The 19,691-nt window shown below is 65.6% G+C and carries 16 protein-coding genes and 1 pseudogene; 12 read left to right on the plus strand and 5 right to left on the minus strand.

The window, feature by feature from the left end; all coding sequences use genetic code 11:
- Positions 1-314, minus strand: a pseudogene (locus tag AruPA_RS18870) (hypothetical protein); the annotation flags it as partial.
- On the opposite strand from AruPA_RS18870, the gene AruPA_RS18875 reads away from it, so the two are divergent.
- The gene (locus AruPA_RS18875) at positions 313-486 is read left to right on the plus strand and encodes a hypothetical protein (protein ID WP_265638308.1); all 174 of its coding nucleotides are present in this window, start codon (positions 313-315) and stop codon (positions 484-486) included. The pseudogene AruPA_RS18870 and the gene AruPA_RS18875 sit on opposite strands and share 2 nt — an antisense overlap.
- Positions 487-737: 251 nt before the next feature.
- On the opposite strand, the gene AruPA_RS18880 is transcribed toward AruPA_RS18875, so the two are convergent.
- Together AruPA_RS18880 and AruPA_RS18885 are read right to left on the minus strand one after the other, a co-directional pair.
- Positions 738-2,090, minus strand: coding sequence for an ATP-binding protein (locus AruPA_RS18880; protein ID WP_265638309.1), 1,353 nt, complete (start codon positions 2,088-2,090; stop codon positions 738-740).
- 30 nt (positions 2,091-2,120) lie between these two features.
- Positions 2,121-2,840, minus strand: coding sequence for a response regulator (locus tag AruPA_RS18885; RefSeq protein ID WP_265638310.1), 720 nt, complete (start codon positions 2,838-2,840; stop codon positions 2,121-2,123).
- Positions 2,841-3,263: 423 nt separating this feature from the next.
- Here AruPA_RS18885 and AruPA_RS18890 point away from each other — a divergent pair, with 423 nt between their 5' ends.
- From AruPA_RS18890 to AruPA_RS18910, 5 genes are all read left to right on the plus strand, one after another.
- Positions 3,264-4,394: a type III PLP-dependent enzyme gene (locus AruPA_RS18890; RefSeq protein ID WP_265638311.1), complete on the plus strand. Its 1,131-nt coding sequence runs from the start codon at positions 3,264-3,266 to the stop codon at positions 4,392-4,394.
- Positions 4,395-4,454: 60 nt separating this feature from the next.
- Positions 4,455-5,177, plus strand: coding sequence for a dienelactone hydrolase family protein (locus AruPA_RS18895; protein WP_265638312.1), 723 nt, complete (start codon positions 4,455-4,457; stop codon positions 5,175-5,177).
- Position 5,178: 1 nt separating this feature from the next.
- Positions 5,179-6,372 carry a hypothetical protein gene (locus AruPA_RS18900; protein WP_265638313.1) on the plus strand — a complete coding sequence of 398 codons (1,194 nt, stop codon included), beginning with the start codon at positions 5,179-5,181 and terminating at the stop codon, positions 6,370-6,372.
- A 94-nt stretch (positions 6,373-6,466) separates the two neighbouring features.
- Positions 6,467-9,502 (plus strand): glycosyltransferase, encoded by a 3,036-nt coding sequence (locus AruPA_RS18905; protein ID WP_265638314.1) that lies wholly within the window; start codon positions 6,467-6,469, stop codon positions 9,500-9,502.
- Positions 9,503-9,810: 308 nt separating this feature from the next.
- Positions 9,811-10,782 (plus strand): SGNH/GDSL hydrolase family protein, encoded by a 972-nt coding sequence (locus AruPA_RS18910; RefSeq protein ID WP_265638315.1) that lies wholly within the window; start codon positions 9,811-9,813, stop codon positions 10,780-10,782.
- Positions 10,783-10,894: 112 nt separating this feature from the next.
- On the opposite strand, the gene AruPA_RS18915 is transcribed toward AruPA_RS18910, so the two are convergent.
- Positions 10,895-12,220: an aminotransferase class III-fold pyridoxal phosphate-dependent enzyme gene (locus tag AruPA_RS18915; protein ID WP_265638316.1), complete on the minus strand. Its 1,326-nt coding sequence runs from the start codon at positions 12,218-12,220 to the stop codon at positions 10,895-10,897.
- A gap of 191 nt (positions 12,221-12,411) precedes the next feature.
- Here AruPA_RS18915 and AruPA_RS18920 point away from each other — a divergent pair, with 191 nt between their 5' ends.
- The 5 genes from AruPA_RS18920 to gltX all read left to right on the plus strand — a co-directional run bounded on the left by AruPA_RS18920 (position 12,412) and on the right by gltX (position 17,108).
- Positions 12,412-13,257 (plus strand): fumarylacetoacetate hydrolase family protein, encoded by an 846-nt coding sequence (locus AruPA_RS18920; protein WP_265638317.1) that lies wholly within the window; start codon positions 12,412-12,414, stop codon positions 13,255-13,257.
- A 64-nt stretch (positions 13,258-13,321) separates the two neighbouring features.
- Entirely contained in the window at positions 13,322-13,765 is a 444-nt protein-coding gene (locus tag AruPA_RS18925; protein WP_265638318.1) for a hypothetical protein, read from the plus strand.
- A complete protein-coding gene (locus tag AruPA_RS18930) occupies positions 13,765-14,859 on the plus strand; it encodes a quinone-dependent dihydroorotate dehydrogenase (RefSeq protein ID WP_265638319.1) in 1,095 nt (364 codons plus the stop codon). The genes AruPA_RS18925 and AruPA_RS18930 overlap by 1 nt, the downstream gene beginning before the upstream one ends.
- Complete coding sequence (locus AruPA_RS18935) at positions 14,856-15,683, plus strand: TIGR01459 family HAD-type hydrolase (protein WP_265638320.1); 828 nt, start codon at positions 14,856-14,858, stop codon at positions 15,681-15,683. The genes AruPA_RS18930 and AruPA_RS18935 overlap by 4 nt, the downstream gene beginning before the upstream one ends.
- Positions 15,684-15,707: 24 nt before the next feature.
- Positions 15,708-17,108 carry a glutamate--tRNA ligase gene (gene gltX, locus AruPA_RS18940; RefSeq protein WP_265638321.1) on the plus strand — a complete coding sequence of 467 codons (1,401 nt, stop codon included), beginning with the start codon at positions 15,708-15,710 and terminating at the stop codon, positions 17,106-17,108.
- Between the two features lie 63 nt (positions 17,109-17,171).
- Here gltX and AruPA_RS18945 read toward each other — a convergent pair whose 3' ends face one another.
- The gene (locus AruPA_RS18945; RefSeq protein ID WP_265638322.1) at positions 17,172-17,702 is read right to left on the minus strand and encodes a DUF4142 domain-containing protein; all 531 of its coding nucleotides are present in this window, start codon (positions 17,700-17,702) and stop codon (positions 17,172-17,174) included.
- Between the two features lie 367 nt (positions 17,703-18,069).
- On the opposite strand from AruPA_RS18945, the gene zwf reads away from it, so the two are divergent.
- Positions 18,070-19,530: a glucose-6-phosphate dehydrogenase gene (gene zwf, locus AruPA_RS18950; RefSeq protein ID WP_265638323.1), complete on the plus strand. Its 1,461-nt coding sequence runs from the start codon at positions 18,070-18,072 to the stop codon at positions 19,528-19,530.
- Positions 19,531-19,691: the final 161 nt, after the last annotated feature.

A 19,691-nucleotide genomic window follows, 5' to 3' on the forward strand; every position in this document is an offset into this window, starting at 1 on the left:
CCGGCGACGACGGTGGCGGGGCCGTTGGGGAGCAGGCGGATGAGCCAGGCGAAGCCGCGGGGGAGTGTGAGGGGTGGTTTGGGTTTGGCGGTGGCGGGTTCGCGCTCCACCGGTCCGGGAGCGCGGGTGCGGGTGCGCGGGGATTGGGGCGGGCGGGATGCGATGCGGGCGAAGCGGGCGATCTGGCGGGCGAGGTAGTTCCAGATCAGGACGATGAGCGGGCCGTGGATTTTGAGGCGGTAGCCGTTGTCGGCGACCGAGCGCTGCAGGGCACGGAAGATCACCGTGAAGCGCTCGGTCGGATCGGCAGGCATGAACGGCGCGTTTGCGATCATGACCGTACGTAAACCATGGTCGGTGGGGGGTGAGAAAGGAAAAAGTCAGGGAAGGAAGGAAGAAAGGAAGCGCTTCTTTTTTGTAAAAAAGAAGCAAAAAACTTTTTTAATCTGGGGCACGGGCGGTTTCACCGGCACGGGCCCGGTGTAACAAGATTTTATCTGGGACTTGGGCGGTTTCACCGGCATGGGCCCGGTGTAACAAGGTCTTATCTGGGGCACGGGCGGTTTCACGGGCATGGGCACGGCGTAACAGATGTCTTTCTGGGACTTGGGCGGTTTCAACAGCACGGGCCCAGAGTAACAAAGTTTTTTTTGCTTCTTTTTTGTTCACAAAAAAGAAGAACTTCCCTGACCTTTCGTGGCCTTTCCTAACCTTCCCTCACTTTCCCCGCACCATCTCTAGGTCGGCAGATACACGCTCGCGATGAGGCCTTTGCCGCCGGAGCGGTTGGCGAGGGTGATATCGCCGCCGTGGGCGCGGATGGCGTTGCGGGCGATGGCGAGGCCGAGGCCGGTGCCGCCGGTTTCGCGGTTGCGGCTGTTTTCGACGCGGCGGAAGGGTTCGAACACGCGTTCGAGTTCGCCGGGGGGGATGCCGGGGCCGTCGTCTTCGATATCGATGCGCAGGGTGTGGCGATCGGCGTCGCGCAGGGTGATGCGGGCGCTGTCGCCGTATTTGACGGCGTTGCCGATGAGGTTGGCGAAGGCGCGTTTCAGGGCGAGGGGGCGGGCGCGCAGGATGCTGTGGGTTGGGCCGGTGTAGCGCAGGGCTTCGCTGCATTCAGGGGCGATATCGGCGGTTTCGTCGATGACGGTGCGCAGGAGGATGGCGAGGTCGACCGGGACGCTGGCTTCGGTTTGGGCGACGTCGCGCCCGAAGGCGAGGGTGGACGCGAGCATGGCTTCGAGTTCGTCGAGGTCGCCGAGGAATTTTTCGCGCTGGGCGTCGTCTTCGAGGAATTCGGTGCGGAGTTTGAGGCGGGTGATGGGGGTGCGGAGGTCGTGGCCGATGGCGCTGAGGAGGAAGGTGCGGTCTTCGACGAAGCGGCGGACGCGCGAGGCCATGGTGTTGAAGGCGATGGCGGCGGTGGCGATTTCGGTGGGGCCGCTTTCGGGCAGGGCGGGGGCGTGCTGGATGTCGCGGCCGAGTTGTTCGGCGGCATCGGCGAGGGTGCGGACCGGGGCGGTGAGGCGGAACACGGCCCAGAAGATGAGGATGGCGCCGAGGCCGAACATGACGAGGAAGGCGGTGGCGAAGCCGGGGGTTTGCCAGGGCGGGGTGGGGTGGAACGGGCTTTCGATGGTGAGCCAGCCGCCATCGGGCAGGCGGAAGCTGAGGACGGAGCGGGGTGGCGCGACCGAGCCGCGCATGACGATGTTGCGGGGGCGGTATTCGGGCGGGATGGGGAAGGCGAGGATGGAGCCGCGGATGATCTGGCGCGAGGGCAGCGGCAGGGGGAAGGTGCCGGAGAAGGGCGGGATGGGGTCGAGGGTGATCTTGTCGCCTTTGATGCCGGTTTCGGCGGCGACGATGGCAGGGCGGCGGTCGGGCGGGGCCATGGCGATGCGGCGGTAGACGATGGCGTCGCGGGTGGCGATTTCGCGTTCGGCGATGATGTTGTTCAGCCCGATCTGGTTGATGGTGTGGATGCCGAGGCCGATCGCCTGCACGACGGCGAAGCCGGCAAGGAGGGTGAGCGCGGTGCGCCAGGCGAGGCTGGCGGGCCACAGCCGGAGGCGGTTCTTACCCATGCGAGCGCCGGCGGTAGCGCGGTTGAGGCGTCATATCCGGTCGACGGTGGCGGCGAGGACGTAGCCGCCGCCGCGCACGGTTTTGATGAGCTGGGCGTTGCGGCCGTCGTCTTCGAGTTTGCGGCGCAGGCGGGAAATGGCGACGTCGATCGCGCGGTCGAACGGGCCGGCCTGGCGGCCGCGCAGGAGGTCGAGCAGCATGTCGCGGGTCAGCACGCGGTTGGGGCGGTCGAGCAGGGCGAGGAGCAGATCGTACTCGCCGCCGGTGAGGGCGACATCGGTGCCCTGGGGATCGACCAGGCGGCGGCGTGCGGTTTCCAGCGACCAGCCGGCGAACTGGTAGAGGCGGGCGGGGGCTTCGCGGCCACGCTCCTCGCCTTCGCCGACGCGGCGGAGCACGGCGCGGATGCGGGCGACCAGCTCGCGCGGGTTGAAGGGTTTGGTGACGTAATCATCGGCGCCGAGTTCGAGGCCGATGATGCGGTCGGGCTCCTCGCTCATGGCGGTGAGCATGATGATGGGCACCTGGGTTTCGGCGCGCAGCCAGCGGGCGAGGTCGAGGCCGGATTCGCCGGGCAGCATGAGATCGAGCACGACGAGTTGGTAATGGCCGTTGAGGAAGGCGCGGCGGGCTTCGCGGCCATCGCGCGCGGCGGTGACCCGGAAGCGCTGACGCTCGAGGAAGCGGGCCAGGAGATCGCGGATTTCCCGGTCATCGTCGACCACCAGGATATGCGGCATGGTTTCCATGGCTGTTACAATAGCGCGGGCGTGGTGGTTGGGGCAGGGCGGATATCGTGTCGTTTTGTTTCGGGGGCGGGAAGGTAGGGAAGCGAGCGCTTCTTTTTTGTAAAAAAGAAGCAAAAAACTTTTTTGATCTGGGGCATGGGCGTTGCCGGCGGCACGGGCTCAAGCGACGAAGAGTTTTTTTGCTTCTTTTTTTGCAAAAAAAGAAGTGCTGCCTTGCCCTGCCTGAATTGTCACTTGCATTCCCGCCCGGTTTGGGTCTAACGCACCCCCACGCAGCAACGCACGTGCCTCTGCCTCCGGTCCGGGGGTTACGCAACGACGTCAAGCGTTCTGGCATCCGTCTGGTCGCTGGTTCGTTCGACCGTTTCGCAACCCGCTTTGCGCCTGATCGCAAAGCCTCTGACCTGGGAAGGGAGTGGGTTCATGACCCCGAAACTCGCCCGTTTTATTGATTCCGGTGTGGTTGCCACGCCGGCGATTGTTGTCGACCTCGATCGGGTGGCCGCGAATTTCGCGGCGCTGCGGGCGGCGTTGCCGGATGCGGCGATCTATTACGCGGTGAAGGCCAATCCGGCCGCACCGGTGCTGGATCGTCTGGTCGGGCTCGGCTCGCGGTTCGATGCGGCGAGCATCGAGGAAATTCGCGCCTGTCTGGCGGCGGGGGCGGCGCCGGCGGCGCTGAGTTTCGGCAATACCGTCAAGAAGCGCAGCGCGATCGCCGAGGCCTTCGCGCGCGGGGTGGATCTGTTCGCGTTCGATTCCGATGAGGAACTGGCGAAGATCGCCGCCGCGGCGCCGGGGGCGAAGGTGTATTGCCGGCTGGCGGTGAGCCAGGATGGGGCGGATTGGCCGCTGTCGCGCAAATTCGGCACGACCGGCGCGCATGCGCGCGATTTGTTGCTGGCGGCGCGGGATTTGGGGTTGGTGGCGCATGGGGTGTCGTTTCATGTCGGCAGCCAGCAGACCGGCGTGGGGGCGTATCAGACCGCGATCGGCCAGGCGGCGATGGTGTTTTCGGATTTGCGGGCGCGGGGGATCGATCTGCGGCTGCTGAACCTGGGCGGCGGGTTTCCGACCCGGTATCGGGAGGATGTGCCGCCGATCGCTTCGTTTGGCGAGGCCATCATGACCGCGGTCCGGGCGGCGTTCGGCAATGATCTGCCGGATCTGCTGATCGAGCCGGGGCGGGCGGTGGTGGGCGATGCGGGGGTGGCTGTCGCGGAGGTGGTGCTGGCGTGCCACCGGCGCGAGGATGAGGACCGGCGCTGGGTCTATTTGGATATCGGGCGGTTCGGCGGGCTGGCGGAGACCGAGGGCGAGGCGATCCGCTACGCGATCAGCGCGCCGGGGGTTGGGGGTGCGGAGACGCCGGTGGTGCTGGCCGGGCCTTCGTGCGATGGCGTGGATGTGATGTATCGCACGGCGGCGTACCGTCTGCCGGCGGCGCTGCAAGCGGGGGATCGTGTGCTGATCCACGACACCGGCGCCTATGTGACAAGTTACGCGAGCCAGGGGTTCAACGGTTTCCTTCCGCCGCAGGAGCACTATCTGTAGCGCGGACGCGCTGCCCGGGCCGGGCGGCGCGCTGTTTCAACCTGTGCTCGGGGAGCCTCCATGACCGACAAGATTACGACCACCACCGGCAGTATCGATATCAAGGCGGCCGATGGCGCCGGCAGTTTCAAGGCGTATACCGTGACACCCTCGACCAAGCCGACCGGCGCGGTCGTGGTGATCCAGGAGATTTTCGGGGTGAACGACGCGCTGCGCGCGACCTGCCACGAAATTGCGGAGATGGGGTACATCGCGGTGGCGCCCGATCTGTTCTGGCGCCAGGAGCCGGGCGTGGATATCACCGACAAATCGGAGGCGGAGTGGAAGAAGGCGTTCGCGCTGATGAACGGCTTCGATCAGGACAAGGGCATCGAGGATCTGAAGACGACGCTCGATGTCGCGCGGCATCTGCCGGGGTGCAACGGCAAGGTGGGCACCGTGGGGTTCTGCCTCGGCGGGCGGCTGGCGGTGATGATGGCGACGCGGTCGGACGCGGATGTGAATGTTTCGTATTACGGCGTGATGCTCGACAAGCTGGTGCCGGAGTTCGGCAACATCAAACATCCGTTGCTGGTGCATATCGCCGAGCAGGACGAGTTCGCCAATGCGGAGGTACGCGCGGCGGTGCTGGCGGGGGCGAAGGACAAGCCCGAGATCGAGACCCATGTGTATCCGGGGGTGCAGCACGCTTTCGCACGGGTGAACGGGGTGCATTACGATCGGCGCGCCGCGACCATCGCGAACGGGCGCACGGCCGAGGCGCTGGTCGCCGCGCTGGGCTGACATGATCGGCCGCCGCGCGCTGCTGGCAGGGGTGGCGATGGCCCCGGCGGTGGGGCGCGCGGCGGTGCAGGGTTCCTTCGCGGATCGGCTGGTGGGCGCGATGTGCCGCCAGCTCGATGCGCTGCCGCCGGGGGCGGCGTTGCTGGCGAGCTATCCCGACCTTGTGGCGAATGCCGCGTTCGCGCGGTTTGCGCCGGCGAACGATCAGGCCGCCTATACTTATGATAATGCCCTGGCCGGGCTTGCGTTGCTGGCGGGGGGCCATGCGCTGCACGCGGCGCGGATTGCCGATGCGTTCGTGCTCGCGCAGGCGCATGATCCGAATTACAGCGATGGGCGGTTGCGCAATGCGTATCGGGCCGGGCCGGTGGCGATTCCGGTCGCGCTGCCGGGCTGGTGGGATGGGGCGGCGAACCATTGGGCGGAGGACCCGTATCAGGTCGGCAGCGAGACCGGGCCGATCGCCTGGGCGATCCTGCTGTGGACGGCGCTGCGCGATGCCGGGGTCAACAGCGATCGCTACGATGAGGCGGCGGGCAAGGCGGCGGACTGGATCGTGGTGAATTGCAGGGCCGCGCGCGGGTTCAGCGGCGGGGTGTTCGGGTTTCCGCCGCAGCAGGACCGGCTGAGCTGGGTGAGTACCGAGCAGAACACCGATTGCGCGGTGGCGTTCGGGCGGCTGCGCCGGCGGGGGGCGGCGGCCCATGCGGCGGGGTTCGTGCGCGCGATGCGCGATCCGGCGCGCGGGTTGTTCGATGCGGGGCTGACGCCGGCGGGGGGGCGGAACGCGCTGATCGCGGCGGATGCCAATCTGTGGCCGTATCTGGCGGGGCTGGGTGATGCCGGGGTGATCGCGCCGGTTCTGGCAACCCTGGGTTGGCCGCGGGCGCATCCGGCGGGGATCGGGTTCAGTGCCGCGAGCCAGGGTATCTGGACCGAGGGAACGGCGTTTGCCGCGCTCGCGCTGCGGCGGGCGGGCGAGGCGGTGCGCGCGGGGCGGTTTCTGGCGACGGTGCGCGCCGAGGCGGCCCCGGACGGGGCGATGTTCACGACACCGGCTGAGCAATTGGCGACCGGGTTGCGGGTGGGACCGGGGGCGGATGCGGCGATTTTCAACTATTACCGGGTGCCCGCGCTGGCGCCCGCGGCATGGGCGGCGCTGGCCATGCTGGGGGTGAATCCGCTGGGGCGCTGAGCGCGGTGCCGCGGTTTTTGCGGTGCCACATTGTGCTTGCGCGGGGGCGGGATATGTTGTTTGTTACGTCTATATTTAGAGCAGGCGTTTTCATTTGTCTCAATCAGCGGCAGAATTATTATATTCCGAACCTGCACTGCGACCGGCCTGGGCGGTTTTCGACCCGGCGTGGTATCTGGCCTGTCATGCCGAGGCGCGGATTGCCTGCGGCGGCGATAGCAACCTGGCGCTCGACTATTATCTGCGGACGGGATGCCGGTTGGCGCATAGTCCGAGTCCGCTGTTCGACGAGCGGTTCTATCTCGACCAGAATCCGGACGTGGCGGCGCTGGTGCGCGCCGGGCAGTATCGGTCGGGGTTCGACCATTTCTGCCTGCACGGGCATCGGGGCCTGTCGCCGCACTGGTTGTTCGACGATGCGTTGTACGGCCGCCTCTATATCGACATGACGCTGGAGAATCTCGATGCCCACGGCTGTTTCGGCCGCTACGACCACTGGTTGAAATCGGGGCAGCGCGAGACGCGGATTTCTCATTTCATGTTCGACCCGAATTATTATCGGGCACGGGTGATCGAGGCCGGGGTGGCGCTCGATGAGCTGGAACGGTTGGGCCCGTTCGTGCATTACGTTTACCATCTGTACAGGGCGGGGCCGGAACTGGCATGCTCGCCGTATTTCGCGCCGGATTGGTATCTGGCGGCGCATGAATCGGTCCGCAGCGCGATCGAGGCGGGGCGGGTGCGGAACGCGTTGCACCATTATCAGATGATCGGTGAGCGCGAAGGGTTCGATCCGGTACCGGATTATTCGGAATCCTATTACCGGGACGCTTACCCTGATATCGGGGCGGCGATCGAGGCGGGGCATTTCACCAGCGGCTATCGGCATTTCGTGCAGTACGGCGCCTTCGAGTTGCGCCGGCCGCGCGGCGATATCGACCTGCTGTATTACCGCGACATGAACCCGCGGGTGCGCGATGATCTGAACAGCGGGCGGGTGCGCGATGCGTTCGCGCATCTGCGGATGATCGGGCACGCCGAAAAACTGCCGTTCTGCCCGCCCGAGCGGGTGCCCGATCTGTCCGAGCCGGCGGCCAAGCAATTGTTTGAGGTCAAGGCGCGCAATCAGATTGCGCTGTTCGCCCGGCACCGGCTGGATTTCACGCCAGAGGGCGCGCCGGCGATCGCCGTGGTGATGGTGCTGTTCAACAAATTCGAGTTGACGCTGATGGCCCTGGCGTCGCTGCGGCAGAATTTCGCCGGGTCGATCCAGTTGATCATCGTCGATAACGCCTCGGCCGACGACACGCGGCGGCTGGAGACCTATGTGCGGGGTGCGACGATCATTCACAGCACCGAGAATCTGGGGTTTCTGCGCGGGTGCAACCTGGCGCTGGAGCGGGTGAGCGCGCCGGCGCTGCTGTATTTGAACAACGATATCGAACTTGGGTTCGGCGCGGTGGCGGCGGCGATCGCGCGGCTCGAAAGCGAGGCGTCGATCGGCGCGGTCGGCGGCAAGATCGTGCGGACCCACGGGCGGTTGCAGGAAGCCGGCTCGATCATCTGGGCGGATGGCAGCACGGTCGGGTATCTGCGCGATGCCTCGCCGCTGGCGCCCGAGGCGAATTTCGTGCGCGATGTCGATTATTGTTCGGGCGTGTTCCTGCTGTGCCGCACCGATCTGATCAAGCGGCTCGGCGGGTTCGATGAGGCGTTCAAACCGGCCTATTACGAAGAGGTCGATTTGTGCGTGCGGATGATCGAGGCGGGGTATCGCATCGTCTATGACCCGGATGTGCTGGTGCATCATCTGGAGTTCGGCAGTGCGGCGAACACCGAGGCGTCGATGGCGCTGATGCGGCGCGGGCGGCGGATTTTCAAGCGCAAGCACACGGCGTTTCTGAAGACCAAATTCGACTGCGCGGCGGAAAACATCATCAAGGCGCGCGCGCTCGATGGCGTGGGCCGGCGCATTCTCTATCTCGAGGATACGGTGCCGGTGCGCCGGCTCGGCTCGGGCTTCGTGCGCGCCAACGATGCGGTGCGCGCGATCGCGGCCGCCGGCTGGCGGGTTTCGGTGCTGCCGATCAACGGCGCGCGGCACGACATCATGAGCCTGTTCGGCGATCTGCCGGACCAGGTCGAGGTGCTGCACGACCGGACGATTTTGTCGCTGCCGCAACTGCTGGAGGAGCGGGGCGATTTTTTTGACGCCATCTGGGTGTCGCGCACGCATAATCTCGATCGGACGCTGCCGATTTTTACCGAGGCCGGGATTGATCCGCGGCGGGTTCCGTTCGTGCTCGATACCGAGGCGATCGAGGCGGCACGCGATGCGGCGGCGGCGGCGCTCGATCCGGACCGGGGGGATTTCGACCTCGATGCCGCCCTCGCCCATGAGTTCCGCAACGCGCGGCTCTGCCGGCATGTGACGGCGGTGAACCAGGCGGAGGTCGATCTGCTGCGCGGCTTCGGGCTCGAGCAGGTTTCGGTGCTCGGCACGATCCGTGATCTCGACCCGACGCCGCGCGGCTTCGCGGCGCGCGAGGGGCTGCTGTTCATTGCCAGCATCCACCAGCCCGATAGTCCGAATTACGACAGTCTGCGCTGGTATCGCGACGAGCTACTGCCGGTTCTGATCGAATTGATGGGCACGCCGCCGGTGCTGACCTTCATTGGCTACACCGCGCCCGATATCGATCTGTCGGAGTTCGCCGGGCATCCGTATATCGATGTGCGGGGCAGTGTGGATGATATCCGCCCGGCCTATGACAGCCACCGGCTGTTCATAGCACCCACCCGCTATGCCGCCGGTACGCCCTACAAGGTTTACGAAACCGCCTCCTTCGGGTTGCCGTGCGTTGCGACCGATCTGCTGGTGCGCCAGCTCGGCTGGGATGCCGGTGTCGAGCTCGCCGGCGCGGCGGTGGCGGATGCGCGGGGCTTCGCGGCCGAAATCGCGCGTCTGTACGGCGATGAAACCGCCTGGCGGTCGATGCGCGAAGCCGCGCTGCGACGGCTGGCGCGTGAGAACGGACGCGATCAGTTCGAGGCGGTGGTGCAGGCGATCCTGGATGACGCCGCACGGCCGATGGCGAAGCGGCGGGCGCGGTTGCGGGCGGTGGGGTAGGCGCTGCGGCTGGAAAAGTCTTCTTTTTTGTAAAAAAGAAGCAAAAAACTTTTATTTGTTTGGGTCTTGCTGGTTGCGGGCTTGTTGGCTTCGTTTTCTTCGAAACTGTGTTGCTTTGACGATTAGACGCCGATAGTATTGTTAAAGTCTATGCTGAGATGCGTTAAAATAACGAAAAATCTAGAAATAAACATAGTTTGGGGTCGGATATGAAATCAAGAGAGTTCCTGGGGCGATGCCTGTCGGTTGCGCTGATCGCGGCATGCAGTATCGGCTCGGCTTCGGCGGCGGCCTACAGCGGTTTGTACGTGTTTGGCGACAGTCTTTCGGATGTCGGCAATGTGTTCATTTCGACAAACGGTACGGAGCCGGTTTCGCCGCCCTATTCCGAGGGGCGGTTTTCCAACGGTAATCTCTGGGTGCAGGACGTCGCCGCGTCGCTCGGGCTCGGGCCGGTGACGGCGAGCCTGGCCGGGGGGAATGATTTCGCGGTGGGTGGTGCCCAAACCGGCGCGACGCCCGCCAACCCTTATACCGCTTCCAATTCGTTTCAGCAGGCGAGCGATCTGACGGCGCAGCTTGCCAATTACAATAAGCGCGGCTTGGGGCCGCAGCCGAACGCGCTGTACACGCTGTGGATTGGTTCCAACGATATCAGTGCGTTGCTCGGCGCCCTGGCCACAGTGCCTTTGTCCCAGCAACAAGCCTACATCGCGACGGATTTCGCAGCGATCCTGGGTAATATTTCGACCGTCGTGACCGGTCTTGCTCATGATGGGATGAAGAATCTGCTGGCGCTGAATGTGTCCGATCTGGGCAAAACACCCGCCGCTCAGTCTTCCGGTACGTCTGTTTACGCCTCGGCGTTATCTGCGGCGCTCGATCAGGGTCTGGCGACGACTCTCGAGCAGCTTTCCACCATTGACGGTTTCAAACTCAATCTCGTCGATACCTACACTGCGACCGATTCGATCGTGGCAGATCCGAATGCGTATGGTCTGACAAACGTGACGCAATCCTGCTATACGGGTGGATATACTGCGGTTAACAGCGGCACCGTTTGCGCCAATCCCGATCAATATCTCTTCTGGGATGGGCTGCACCCAACGGCAGTGGGCCATCAGCTCATCGCCGATGGGGTGCTGACACAGGTGCCGGAACCGGGGAGCGTGGGGTTGCTCGGGATTGCGGTGGTTGGGTTGCTCGGGGTGAGGGCTGGCAAGGGGAAACGTTCTTTTTTTCAAAAAAGAACCAAAAAACTCGCTTTGACCCGCCTTTAACCCCCGACAGCGCCAACGCCCAGGACCCGGCCAACAAAAGTTTTTTGCTACTTTTTTACAAAAAAGTAGCCTTCCCTTCCTTTTACTCAGCCGCGCCCACCCACCGGTCGCATCAGACCATCCTGAGCACGGTGCGCAGGCCGTCGAACATTTCGTCGAGCTGATCATCGGTAGTGATGAACATGGGCGAGAAGATCACGGTATCGCCGGTGACGCGCAGCACGAGCCCATGTTCGAACGCCTTGCGCAGGATGGCGAAGCCGCGTTTGCCGGGGGTGCCGTCGGCTGCGAGATCGACCGCGCCGAGCAGGCCGTAGCCGCGGGTATCGACCACCATCGACAGGTCGCGCAAGGCGGCGATCCGTTCGAGGAATTTGGGGGCGAGGGCGGCGGCGCGGGCGAACAGAGCGTCGTCGCGGTAGATTTTCAATGTGGCGAGGGCGGCGGCGCAGGCGACCGGGTGGCCGGAGTAGGTGTAGCCGTGGAAAAACTCGATCGCGTCGGGTCCGGCGGCGTCGAGGATGGTCTGCTGGATGTCTTCGCGCACCGCGATTGCCGCCATCGGGATGTTGCCGTTGGTGATGGCTTTGGCCATGGTCATGATGTCGGGCGTGACGCCGAAGGCATCGGCGGCGAAGGCGTGACCGGTGCGGCCGAAGCCGCAGATGACTTCATCGAAGATCAGCAGGATGCCATGCTTGTCGCAGATGGCGCGCAGGCGTTCGAGATAGCCCTGGGGCGGCACGAGAATGCCGGTGGAGCCGGCGATCGGCTCGACGATGCAGGCGGCGATGGTATCGGCCCCGTGCAGGTCGATCATGCGCTGGAGGTCATCGGCGAGGTCGATGCCGCCGTGTTCGCCCTGGCCCATGGTGAAGCGGTTGGCCTCGATATGGGTGTGGCGCATGTGCGACACGCCGGGCAGGCCGAGGCCGAAGGCTTCGCGGTTCTTCACCATGCCGCCGACCGACCAGCCGGCGAAATTGACGCCGTGATAGCCGCGCGCCCGGCCGACGAAGCGCTGGCGCTGGCCCTGGCCGCGGACGCGGTGGTACTGGATGGCGACTTTGAGGGCGGATTCCACCGCTTCCGAACCGCCGCCGGCGAAGAACACGCGGTTGAGCCCGGCGGGCAGCATCTGGGCGAGTTCATGGGCGAGGCGGAAGGCGCCGGGCACGCCGTATTGAAACGGCGGCGCGTAGTCGAGTTCTTCGAGCTGGCGGGACACGGCTTCGCGGATTTCGCGGCGGCCGTGGCCGGCGGGGGTGGTGTAGAGCCCCGAGACGGCATCGAGCAGTTTTTCGCCGGCGGTGTTCCAGTAATGCACACCCTCGGCGCGGGCGATGATGCGGGGTGCTTCGTGGAATTGCTTATTGGCGGTGAACGGCATCCAGTGATGGATCAGCGGATCGTTCGAACGGGCGGCGGACTGGCTCATGGGGATGTCCTTGATCGGGTGGCAGAGCTTAATATTTTTAACGATCCTCCTGCAAGTGTAATTTTCGGCTTGCAGGTGGGGTTGGGGGTGTTGATTATTCTCATCATCCTGCGTGACGGTTGCGCGACCCCTTGGCTTGGCGGGCGGGGCGCTTTAGAAGCACTTAATAAATCAGGGACAGGAGCGATCCGATGAAATTGTTTCGACATGGCGCGGCCGGCATGGAACGGCCTGGAATTCTCGATGCGGCGGGGGTGAAGCGCGATTTGTCGGCGCATCTGCCGGTGCTGGATGGTGCGGCACTGTCGCCGGCCTCGCTCGCGCGGCTCGCCGCGATCGATCTGACGAGTTTGCCGGTGGTGGCCGATGATGTGCGGATCGGCGCGCCGGTGCCCCGCCCGGTCAATTTTGTTTGCATCGGCCTGAATTACGCCGATCACGCGGCCGAAACCGGGGCGGCGATTCCCAAGGAGCCGATCGTGTTCATCAAGGCGGGCAGCGCCTACAACGGGCCGTTCGACGATGTCGCGATTCCGCCCGGCTCGAAGGAGACCGATTGGGAGGTCGAACTCGGCGTGGTGATCGGCACCGCTGCGTCTTACGTATCCGAGGATGACGCGCTCGATCATGTCGCCGGGTATTGCGTGATCAACGATGTCAGCGAGCGCGAATACCAGACCCGCCGCGGCGGCACCTGGGACAAGGGCAAGGGCTGCCCGACGTTCGGGCCGACCGGGCCGTATCTGGTCACCCGCGATGAGGTGCCCGATCCGCAGGCGCTTGATCTCTGGTGCGAGATCGACGGCAAGCGGATGCAGAACGGCAATACCAAAACCATGATTTTCGGCGTCAAGACGCTGGTCTCCTACGTCAGCCAGTTCATCGCGCTGATGCCGGGCGACATCATCGCGACCGGCACGCCGCCGGGCGTGGGTATGGGGGTCAAGCCCAACCCGGTCTTCCTGCGGCCGGGCCAGACGATGAAACTCGGCGTGGCGGGGCTGGGCGAGCAGATGCAGCGGACGATCGGCGGCTGAGCTTAAGCAGACGTTAATGTCTGGCCCTGTTGTCGGCGGGGCCAGCGTCCAGTAAAGGCCGCGCATGCGCCGCATTCTCATCCCCATCGTGTTCGTCCCGCTCGCCCTGGCCGGCTGCATGCTGCCGGGCCGCAAGCTCGTTTCACCCTATCCCGACGCGCCGTCGCTGGTCGATGTCGCGGCGCTGACCAAATTCGACGGTCAGTTGCCGCTGGTGACGATTCCCGAAGGCACGCCGAACTGGGCGCCGGCGGTGCGCTATGCGGTGACGCAGGCGCTGAAGATCAATCCGAAGGCGCAGTTTCGCGTCTATGTGACGGGTCCGGCCGCCGCCATTCCGAGCGATACCGAACTCGCGATGGCGAAACTGGCACCCGAGGCCGCGCAGGTCGCCGATGCGATCGCGGCGGATGGCGTGGCGCCGGCCAACGTGTCGCTCGGGGCCGGCACGGCGCTCGCGCATGTGAAGGCGCCGGCGGCGCCGGAGATTGTGGTCTTCGCGAAATAATGGCGCTTTCCGCCGTCGCGGCGCCCTGGCTGCGGCGACTGGCGCCCGAGACGGCGCATGATGCCGCGATCGCAGCACTGCGCTACGGGCTGGCCGGCCGCCAGACCATTGCCGCCGACCCCAGGCTCGCGGTCACCGCGTTCGGCCGCACCCTGGCGCATCCGATCGGGCTGGCGGCGGGGTTCGACAAGAACGCGGTCGCCTGCGACGGGCTGGCCCGGCTTGGGTTCGGCTTCATCGAGGCCGGTACCGTCACGCTGCGGGCGCAGCCGGGCAATCCGAAGCCGCGCCTGTTCCGGCTCGATCAGGATGGCGCGCTGATCAACCGCATGGGGTTCAACAACGCGGGGATCGAGCCGTTCGTGGCGGCGCTGCGCCGGGTGGACCGGTCGCGGATTCCGGTGGGGGCGAACATCGGCATCAACAAGGAGGGCGCGACGCCGCTGGCGGATTACCCGACGCTGGTCCGCAAGGTGGCGCCGCATGCCGATTACATCGTGATCAATGTGTCGTCACCCAACACGCCGGGCCTGCGCGATTTGCAGTCGGTCGATCGGCTCGATGCGATCCTGGATGCGGTGGCACGCGAGACGGGGGGGCGCGAGGCGGGGGGGCGCGAGGCGGGGGCACATCCGCCGCTGTTCGTGAAGCTCGCGCCCGATCTGGATGAGGCGGTGCTGCCCGATCTGGTTGCGCTCGCGGTGGCGCGCGGGCTTGCGGGGTTGATCGTCAGCAACACCACGCTGGCGCGGCCCGCTGACCTTGCCAGTGCGGCGCGCGGCGAGGCGGGTGGTCTTTCGGGCGCGCCGCTGTTCAATCGATCGACGCGGATGCTCGCGCGCGTGCGGCTGCTGGCCGGTGAGCGGCTCACGCTGATCGGCGCGGGCGGTGTGGCGAACGCCGAACAGGCCTTCACCAAATGCCGCGCCGGGGCGGACCTGGTGCAGATTTACACGAGTTTCGTCGCCCAGGGGCCGGCGGTGATCGGGCGGATCGTGGCCGGGCTGGGCGGGCTGCTCGATCGCTATGGCTGTGCGCGCCTGTCCGACATCACCGGGCGGGATGCCGATCGTCTGGCGGAGCTGGCACCATGAGCATCGCCGATCTGGCCGAGGGCTATGACGGGTTCATCGTCGATCTCTGGGGCGTGGTGCATGACGGGGTGCGGCCGTATCCCGGTGTGATCGCGGCGCTGGCGGCGCTGCGGGCGGCGGGCAAGCGGGTGGTGTTTCTCTCGAACGCGCCGCGCCGCGCGGCGGCGGTGGCGGCATCGCTGGCGGACATGGGCATCGCCCCGGGCAGCTATGATGGCGTGGTGACCAGCGGCGAGGTGGTGCGGCGCGCGCTGGCGAGCCGGACCGATCCGGATTTCGCAGCACTCGGCGCACGCTTCGTGCATCTTGGCCCCGCGCGCGACCGCAATTTGTTCGAGGGGCTGGATCTGATCGAGGTGAGCGCGCCGGACGAGGCCGATTTCATGCTGAACACCGGCCCGGATGATCTAGCGGCGCAGGATGATGCCGCCGCGTTCGATGCGCTGCTGGCGGGCTCCCTGAAGGCTGGCCTGCCGATGGTGTGCGCCAATCCTGATCTCGAAGTGATCCGCGATGGCCGGCGCATCGTCTGCGCCGGGCTGCTCGCGCAGCGCTACGAGGCGTGGGGCGGGCGGGTGATCTGGCGCGGCAAGCCGGACCCGGCGGTCTATGCGCCGACGCTGGCGCTGCTCGGCACCGCGCGGGAGCGCACTATCGCGTTCGGCGATTCGCTGCGCACCGATATCGCAGGTGCGAAGGCCGCCGGCATCGCGTCCGTGCTGGTGCTGACCGGCATTCACGTCGCCAGCCCGGAACAGGCGCGCCGCGACTGCGCGCAGGCGATGCTCGACCCGGTCGCGATTCTGCCGGGGTTCATCTGGTAGGCAAACCGTGATACCGCGCAGCGCATGACAATCCGCGTCCGCTTCGCCCCGTCGCCCACCGGCATGCTGCATATCGGCAGCGTCCGCACCGCGCTGTTCAACTTCCTGTTCGCCCGCCACCATGGCGGCGATTTTCTGCTGCGTATCGAGGATACCGATACCGCGCGCAGCACGCCGGAAGCGACGCAGGTGATCTTTGACGTGCTGACCTGGCTCGACATCACGCCGGATGCGCCGCCGGTGTTTCAATCGACCCGCTATCCGCGGCATATCGAGGTCGCGGAGGCAATGATCGCGGCGGGCACGGCCTATCGCTGCTATTGCTCGCGCGAGGAGCTTGCCGCGATGCGTGCTGCGGCCGATGCCGCGAAAAAACCATTCCGCTACGATGGCCGCTGGCGTGATCGTGACCCATCGGAAGCGCCGCCCGGCATCGATCCGGTGATCCGGCTCAAGGCGCCGCGTACCGGCGAGACCGTGGTGCGCGATCTCGTCAAAGGCGAGATCCGGGTGCAGAACAGCGAACTCGACGATATGATCCTGGTGCGGTCGGACGGCACGCCGACCTATCTGCACGCCGTCGTGGTCGATGATCATGACATGGCGATCAGCCATGTGATCCGCGGCGACGATCACATGACCAACACGTTCCGCCAGGTGCAGATTTTCGATGCGATGGGCTGGACGCGGCCGGAATTCGGCCATCTGCCGCTGATCCACGGGCCGGATGGCGGCAAGCTTTCGAAACGCCACGGCGCGGTCTCGACCCTGCAGTTCCGCGATGACGGGTATCTGCCGGAGGCGCTGTGCAATTATCTGCTGCGACTCGGCTGGGGGCACGGCGATGCCGAAATCCTGTCGCGGGCGGAGCAGATCCGCCTGTTCGACCTCAGCGGCGTCGGGCGCGGGGCGGCGAAAATGGACTACGCCAAGCTGCTGCAGGTCAACGCCGTCTGGCTGCGCGCCGCCGAACCCGGGCGGCTGACCAAACTGGTGATCGACCGGATCGAAGCCGACACCGGCGGTGCGATCGGCGCGATTGCGGCCGGGCGGATCGCGGCGATGATGCCGCGCCTGCAGGAGCGCGCGCGCACCATTGTGGAGCTCGCCGACTCCGCGATGTTTCTGGTGCGTGACGTGCCGCTGCCCTTCACCGCCAAGGCGACCGCGCTGATCACCGAGGAGGCGCGTGATGATTTGGCGGCGCTGCTGCTCGACTTCGCCAAAACCGACTACACCGCGCCCACGCTCTATGCCGCCATGGTCGCCTATGCCGCATCTATCGATAAAAAACTCGGCAAGGTGGCCGAACCGCTGCGCGCCGCCCTGACCGGCAGCACCACCAGCCCGCCGATCGACGCGGTGATGGAGGCGCTCGGCCAGCACGAGGTCGAACGCCGGGTCTTCGCGGTGCTTGCGCAATAGGCTGCGCGGCTGGCACCGAACGGTCTCGGCCGGCGACCGGGCAAGCCGGTCGCCGGTTGCGGGTTACTCGCCGGTGCCTGCGGGCAGCGCCGCGCGCAGCATTTTCAGGTTCTGCTCGACCAGCGGTGCGGTTTGCGCCGCCACTTGCTTGAATGTGGGGTTGACGCCGTTCTGGGCCTCGTCCTGAAACACGGCCAGCGCGCTTTCATGGCTCGAGATCTCATCGCGGATGAAAGCCACCGACAGGTTCGGCTGCGGCCGGTAGTTCAGCGTGACCAGCTGCGCCTTAAGCTCCGTCGGCAGCGTGTTGGGCAGGGTGACATTGTTCTCCGCCGCCTGGGCGCGGATTTTCGGTGCGTATTCCCTGGCATCGGCGCAGATTTTGTCGACCACCGGCACCACCTGCGGTTCCAGCGTGTTCTTCTGCACGAAAGTGCAGGCGTTCAGATCGAAATGAACCAGTTGATACGCGGTGGTGATGAAATTGAGGTCCTGCGGCGTCAGCGTGCTCGACTGCGGTCCTTGCGCGGTCGTCGAACAGCCGGCGAGTGCGAGCAACGCGCCGACAGCCAGGTAGCGTGCGGATAATGTCATTGAACGGTCTCCCTTGCGGCATGATCCTTATGGGTTCCGACACGCAACCCCAGCCCGCCGTCACGCCATCGGACGGGCCTCTGTCGATATAGTCGCAAATCAAACGGGATAAGTGAAGGGTCTATATGGCAAGCGGACGAATACAGAGGCGCCGGTGTGACAAATATGGCGATCCGCACGCATTTGTATTTTATAAACGAACGCGCATTGCACGACCGCATCGGCTCGCCGCCGTCCTCCCTTCCTTGACCGCGCCGCGAAATAACGGAAGTCTCTGCTGCGGCGCAACGTGGCAAAGGATGACCGGAACGATGCTCGACCCCACCACACCCCACCATCCGTCCTCGCCTGGCACCGGGGCCGCGCGATGAGGCCGGTGCCCCCGGGCGTCGGGCCCGGCCTGCCGCAGATCGTCGTCCTGTTCGGCGCCACCGGCGATCTCTCCCGCCGCAAGCTGCTGCCGGGCCTGTTTCAGCTTTGCAGCGCGGGGTTCATCCCCGGCTGCCGGATCATCGGCGTCTCGCTCGATGATATCGATGCCGATGGCTTTTGCGTCATCGCCCGTGAATCGCTCCGCGAATTCTCGAGCCGGCCGGTCGCCGATGCCGCCTGGAGCGACTTCGCGGCCATGCTCGACTACGTCACTCTGGCCGCCGGGCCCGAAGCGCTGCGCAACGCCGTGCTGCGCGCCGAACAGAGCCTCGGCACGGAAGCCCAGCGCGTGCACTATCTCAGCGTGCCGCCCAACGCCGCCTTGCCGGCGGTTCATCTGCTCGCCGAAGCCGGGCTGGTCGAGCGCTCGCGCATCATCATGGAAAAACCCTTCGGCACCGATCTCGCCAGCGCGGTCCTGCTGAACGCCCGGCTGCACGAAGTCTTCGACGAGGACCAGATCTTCCGGATCGACCATTTCCTCGGCAAGGAACCCGCTCAGAACATCCTCGCCTTCCGCTTCGGCAACGGCCTGTTCGAGCCGATCTGGAACCGCAACTTCATCGATCACGTCCAGATCGACGTGCCGGAAACCCTCGGCCTCGGCAAACGCGCCGGTTTCTACGAACAGACCGGCGCCTACCGCGACATGGTCGTGACCCACCTGTTCCAGATCCTCGCCTTCATGGCCATGGAACCACCCACCGCCCTCGAACCCGCGCCGATCAGCGAGGAAAAGAACAAGGTCTTCCGCAGCATGCTGCCGATCGAGCCACGCAACGTCGTGCGCGGTCAATATACCTCCTACCGCACCGAAGACGGCGTCGACCGGGAATCCGACACCGAAACCTTCATCGCCCTGAAATGCCTGATCGATAACTGGCGCTGGGCCGGCGTGCCCTTCTTTCTGCGCACCGGCAAACGCCTCGCCGAAGGCCAGCGCATCATCTCCATCGCCTTCCGCGAACCACCCAAAAGCATGTTCCCCGCCGGCTCCGGCGTCGGCGCGCAGGGCCCCGATCACCTCACCTTCGACCTCGCCGATGCGTCCAAAATGTCGCTCTCCTTCTACGGCAAACGCCCCGGCCCGGGCATGCGGCTCGATAAACTCTCGCTGCAGTTCGCCATGCACGACACCGGCCTGGTCAGCGAAGTGCTCGAAGCCTACGAACGCCTCATCCTCGACGCCATGCGCGGCGACCACACGCTTTTCACCACCGCCGAAGGCATCGAACGCCTCTGGGTCGTCTCCAAACCCCTGATGGAATCCCCCCCACCCGTCCGCCTCTACGAACCCGGCTCATGGGGCCCAAAATCCATCCACCAACTCATCGCCCCCCACGCCTGGCGCCTGCCGTTCGAACGCGCCTGGCGCGGCCAAACCACCATCGCGTGAGATTGGGTGGGGTGGTGGCCTTGCTTTCTTCCAAGTCCACACCCCGTCCAACCCCGCACGACCGTGGGGTGGCGACCCCGGCGTGGCTCGAACACGCAACATCCCGCTTAGAAGACAGATGGACTAACGCTAAGCCATGCTACATGGGGCAACAAAAGTCG

This window comes from Acidiphilium sp. PA (assembly GCF_026191915.1).
Classification (GTDB): Bacteria; Pseudomonadota; Alphaproteobacteria; order Acetobacterales; family Acetobacteraceae; genus Acidiphilium.